Here is a 4,751-nt window from a genome sequence, read left to right as displayed (position 1 = left end):
CACCGAAATCCCCTCAACGCCCTGGTCCACATCCTCTCAGGCCTGACAGCCTACACCTTTCTCGACCACCAAAACACAAGATTTAGACCCTCCAGAACATTAGCTTAATTCCCGAGTTCACGTTAAATATGAAGTTACTGCTGCTACCTTTATGCCCGGTTACCGGCTCTTAGCCAAAGCCACATGTTAGTTTAGATTGTTTGTCTGCATGATAGGGTAGTCGGTGGCTACCCTTTTCTTTTGGCTGCCTGTCTGATGCTCGCCGGGCCCTTTCTCCTTGAAGCCGCCCCTAACGCATCCAACGGTTCACCATCAGTATAAAAGCAGCACGCAAAAGCAAGAGAGCTGTCGTTTGGGCAAGGCCTACAACCACCAACACATCGCAGCTTATGCCTTACCGCATGCTAAAGGCTCTAACCAGTGAGTCAGCCAGGAACAACGCTTTTTAACGATAAGAATCAACAGCGGTTCCGGCAGGCTGTGTTATTTCAGGGAAAGGCCGTCCCCTGGGATGGCAACCAAGGCATCTTTGAAGCTTTTGATGGCTCTCAGATGGAAAATTAAATAGAATAGTGCCCTACTAAGCATAACATCGGTCATATGGTTTGCATCCTTAACCACTGATACTGTTACACTTTTAGGGGATAAGCTTTCGGACGGTAGCGCTATAGCTGCCTTTCGCCTAACTTTGCAGTAGATGGAGAATCTCAACGCGCATGTGGTGCCCCTGTTGGGGGGCGGCGACATCAGGTACCAGGCCAACGGTGCCGTTAAGTCCATGTCAACAACCTATTTCAGAAACCACTTCAGAGGAGTAGCTTCCCAGGAGCTGCCGGACATAGTGCAAAGCTCCTATTACTACCAAAGTACTGAGAGCCCTGACCTGGTGATGCACTTCCTCGTTTCCGACACCGCTGGTTTATCAGCCACGCTGGTGTGCTACAGCGAGCTTGAAAACAGGTGGAGGGAAACGGGATTTTAGCCTCCCTTGATTTGCCGGTACAGGGACAAAAGCATCTACACTCACGGCAGGGAGTGCAATGGCCTACCGGATAGGGCCTCCCACGGGAGATGTCCCTTGCCTGGAGGTCTTCAAACCAAAGAGGCACCGCCTTTAACAGACAGTGCCTCCCGAGTTGTTTTCATAGCTTAGAATGCGGTTCGGAAAATTTGTTCCTCTGCAGTTTACCCTCCGGAACCTGTGAAGGTTAGTGTAATTTTGCAGACCACCTGTTTTAAGAGATTAACTTGCTGAAAAGTGATGCCAACGCCTGTGGAACGCTAACTCAGCGCATATCCAGAGCACGAGGTAAAGCCGTTCAGGGGCTGTGTGAGCTCACCGAAGAAAGGTGATTCACGGCACTGCACATCTTCTGCCAGGTGCAGTGCTTGTTGACTGTAAAACATCTCACTATCACACGTTTTCCAGGACGATTACAAGGCATGGCTTTGGCTGAATCAGCGTTTTCACCGGCATGAAAGCCTGCTTTTCATTATTGCGCTTTGCAGGCACCTTCTTTCGTTTAGGGGGTGTGGTTAAAATTCTTTAGTGTCATCGTCAGCACTTTTTCCGATATGTTTCTATTTGGAAATATTTATTACCTTGCTCGCCTCAAGAGCCTCCAGCTCTTTCTATCATAAATAGTCCCCGCGGACTTTAGCTTTAGTAAAGGAAAGGCTGCCCAATTTTGGCAGCCTTTCCTTTACTATTAAAAATTGCTCTTTACATATAAAGCATATCGTATAACAACCTTCTGCAGCATTAGCAGGAGAACCGGTTCTGTGCTTCAGGCTAAGCCTGCCCTCTTTCTTGATAGCTTCCACAAAGCATAAATTAATAAAATAATATATATAGAGTATCTGGTTCTTCATCCTATCTTCATGTTCCTGCCAGATATTTGACAGGTAAACAAACATTCAAATATCTTTCCTATGAAAACTTTATCCTTATTACTAATTGCTTCCCTGTCACTTGGCATGCTTGCCTGCGGGGAGGAAGAGACCACAGCGCCACAGCCACAGGTTGGCCTCAGCTTTAACACCGTTACAGCAGCAGCCCCCGTCAACGGAAGGACTGCCTCCACCAATAGCCTGTCCTTCAGCTCCGGCACCATTACACTGAGTGAAATTCAGTTCGAGGCAGAGAGTGATGTGGATTCCCTGGAGGTGGACTTTGAGCTGGAGCAGGACGTGCAGGTAGACTTCGCCACCGGCGCCACCTCTCCTGACATCAGTGCCGTTGCTTTCCGCCCGGGAACCTATGAGGAGATAGAAGTGGAGATGGAGCTTCAGGACAAAGGAAGCCAGCCCGCCATTGTGCTCAGCGGCACCTTCACTGACGCCTTGGGGCAGGCCCACCCGCTTCGCTTCGAGTTCAACTCAGGAGAGGAGTTTGAGGTGGAGAGAGAGGGCGCTGTCACCTTTGACGAGGGGCAGAGCGTGGTGGCACAGGTGACATTCAACCCCGTTGCCTGGTTTGCCGGTGTCTCCTCAGAAGAGCTCTTAACGGCAACAAAGAACGCGCAGGGTGTCATTGTCATCAGCTCGACCCAGAACACCGATATCTTTGAAGAGGTGGCCGATGGCCTGGAACTGGCAACGGAAGTGGAAATAGAGGAAGAGGACTAAGCAGCGGATTATCAAACACTTCATCATTAACAACAAAAGGGAAAGATAATGAAGCAAGCAAAGATACTCGTGGTGTTGCTTTTAGCTGCCGTAGGACTTTTTAGCAGCTGCGAGAAAGAGGAAGGCCCAACAGCTAACGCCACCTTTACCACCACCACAAGCGGTGACACTGACGGGGATGTGACAGGCAACGGAGGCTCTTTCGCAAAGACCTACACCTGGCAGAACTCCATGCCCACTGCCGATTACAACATGGACATCACCGCCTCCAGGGGAGGAAGCTTCCAGCTCGTGATAAAGGATGCTGAAGGGAAAAACGTTCTTGACAAGAAGCTCACTGCCGGGGACGGGGAAGACTCAAAGTCAGGAGTGACCTCCTCTTCCGGCGCTCCGGGAGCGTGGACCGTGGCAATTGTCTTGACAGACTTTAACGGTGACGGCAGCTTCTCCCTGAACAAGGGCGACTAGGCCTGTTTTTATAAAGAATTATACCTATTTACTACTTATGAAAAGCCATCTCTTTAAGAGGTGGCTTTCTTATTTTGGGCACCTGGGAAAGAACGCACTGTTTATGGTTTTATAGCGACCCATCCGGTCAAAGTAGCAAAACCGGCACCCCTTCCAGAAGACTGAAAACGGGGTTCGCGGTATAACACCTAATATGGTAAGTACGAAGATTGCTGATTGAAAAAGCCTCTCAAGAAAGCCCACGTTTCACAAGAAAAGTTTGTCAACCTATTTTTCTGTACAACTTCATTTTAAGTGGCTAAAAAATAAGCCCCTGAGAAAAGCTTTTCAAGTTCGCTCTGATTTAGTTTAAGCGCCAGGGTGCGTTTTTCAACCTGCTTAAACCCAATCCGTCTGCTTTTTTCGTTGCTTTCCCTTAACTCGTTTTTCTTGTACTCTTCTGCTTTGAATAGTTTATCTGGCAGCTCAGGAATCGGCACCACTTCAGCATATACGTGCCAGGCAGTTAATGCACCAGAACAACTTAACTGCAAGGCATTAGGATTAGTTATATCGCTAAAGTCCTTGCTTTTGCTGGTCCTGTAAGATTTATTTCTTTTGCTCTTTCTTCACCGAAGCGAGTATGATCACAAGTTCTTTAGCCGATAGGAAGCCTCCTTGCTGATAGATAATTTCCATATCAGCGTTCAGCACAGAAAGTGTAGGGTAGGACAGTCGCCCGTCTACGCTTCCGAGCTGCTCAGCCAGTTCATGCACTCCTGTTTCGTTGCCTGTCGGCCTGTACTTGAAGGTGTGTCCGTAAAAAGATATATCGTTTTTCTCTTCTGCGTTCAGGAAGACAAAGTAAAAACTTGTGTTCAGCAGTTTCACCACCTGCTCATCCCGGAACGTACTGAGCTTCATCCTTGAGCAGTACCTGCACCAGTCCGTGGAAATAAATACAACCACTGGCCTTCTCTCTGCTTTTTGCAGGCTTTCCAGTTGCCCGAACGCGAAAGAGTTTGGCTGTGCAACTGCCGGTTGGAACTGTAGTATAGTGATTCCAACCAGCACCATAACTAAAAGAAATCTCTTCATAGCCGCCCTTACCTGATGTTTACCCTCACTCCCAGAAAACCCCTGATGCCCTGGTTGGGCGCGTACACATAAGCGGGGTCGAAAGTCAGAGCGTAAGGATTGCCTGGAGTTGGCACTGCCTGCCCGTTTCCGTCAAACACTACCTCCTTGTCAAACGGATCGTGGGACCTTGCGATGCTGTAGGCTGCCGGTGTGAAATCAAGAAGGTTCTTCACGCCGCCGTAAACCTCCACCCTTCCGCCGGGGCTGCCCCAGGTGAGCTGAATATTCTGGATGCTCCACCAGGTAGAATATTCCGGCCTCGGGTCAAGTTCCCCTAGTAAAGGCAGGCGCATGGGCCCGTACAGGTTCCCTGTGTAATCAATCCCCAGGTTCAAAGGTCTTATTTTATAGGTTACAGCCCAAGTCCCGGTCCACCTCTCGGTGAGCACCTGCCGCTGCTTTTCTATGCCGCCCCCCTCTTCCGCTTCTTTCGTGTACACATCCATGTACGTTCCCCCAGCCAGCATTTTCAGCCCGTTGAGCAGCTCCACGTCCATGTTCAGGGTGAGGCCCTGCGTGACGGCATGGCCCCGGAG

General features: G+C 49.5%; 4 protein-coding genes and 2 pseudogenes. 4 read left to right on the top strand and 2 right to left on the bottom strand.

All coding sequences use genetic code 11. From position 1 onward, the window contains the following. From E1919_RS28320 to E1919_RS26895, 4 genes and pseudogenes are all read left to right on the top strand, one after another. A pseudogene (locus E1919_RS28320) lies at window positions 1-108 on the top strand (IS982 family transposase); the annotation flags it as partial. A 589-nt stretch (window positions 109-697) separates the two neighbouring features. Continuing rightward, window positions 698-982, top strand: coding sequence for a hypothetical protein (locus tag E1919_RS26905; RefSeq protein ID WP_162056489.1), 285 nt, complete (start codon window positions 698-700; stop codon window positions 980-982). 950 nt (window positions 983-1,932) lie between these two features. Continuing rightward, window positions 1,933-2,628 carry a hypothetical protein gene (locus E1919_RS26900; RefSeq protein WP_162056488.1) on the top strand — a complete coding sequence of 232 codons (696 nt, stop codon included), beginning with the start codon at window positions 1,933-1,935 and terminating at the stop codon, window positions 2,626-2,628. A gap of 48 nt (window positions 2,629-2,676) precedes the next feature. Next, window positions 2,677-3,096: a hypothetical protein gene (locus E1919_RS26895; RefSeq protein ID WP_162056487.1), complete on the top strand. Its 420-nt coding sequence runs from the start codon at window positions 2,677-2,679 to the stop codon at window positions 3,094-3,096. A gap of 588 nt (window positions 3,097-3,684) precedes the next feature. On the opposite strand, the gene E1919_RS26890 is transcribed toward E1919_RS26895, so the two are convergent. Both E1919_RS26890 and E1919_RS26885 read right to left on the bottom strand, forming a co-directional pair. Continuing rightward, on the bottom strand, window positions 3,685-4,173 hold the full coding sequence (locus E1919_RS26890; protein ID WP_162056486.1) for a thioredoxin family protein: 489 nt from the start codon (window positions 4,171-4,173) through the stop codon (window positions 3,685-3,687). An 8-nt stretch (window positions 4,174-4,181) separates the two neighbouring features. Further along, window positions 4,182-4,751, bottom strand: a pseudogene (locus E1919_RS26885) (TonB-dependent receptor); the annotation flags it as partial.

Source organism: Pontibacter pamirensis, from assembly GCF_010015475.1.
In the GTDB taxonomy this organism is placed as follows: Bacteria; Bacteroidota; Bacteroidia; order Cytophagales; family Hymenobacteraceae; genus Pontibacter; species Pontibacter pamirensis.
Note: the sequence above shows the minus strand (reverse complement) of the source record. Positions and strands in the feature narration are given on the sequence as shown.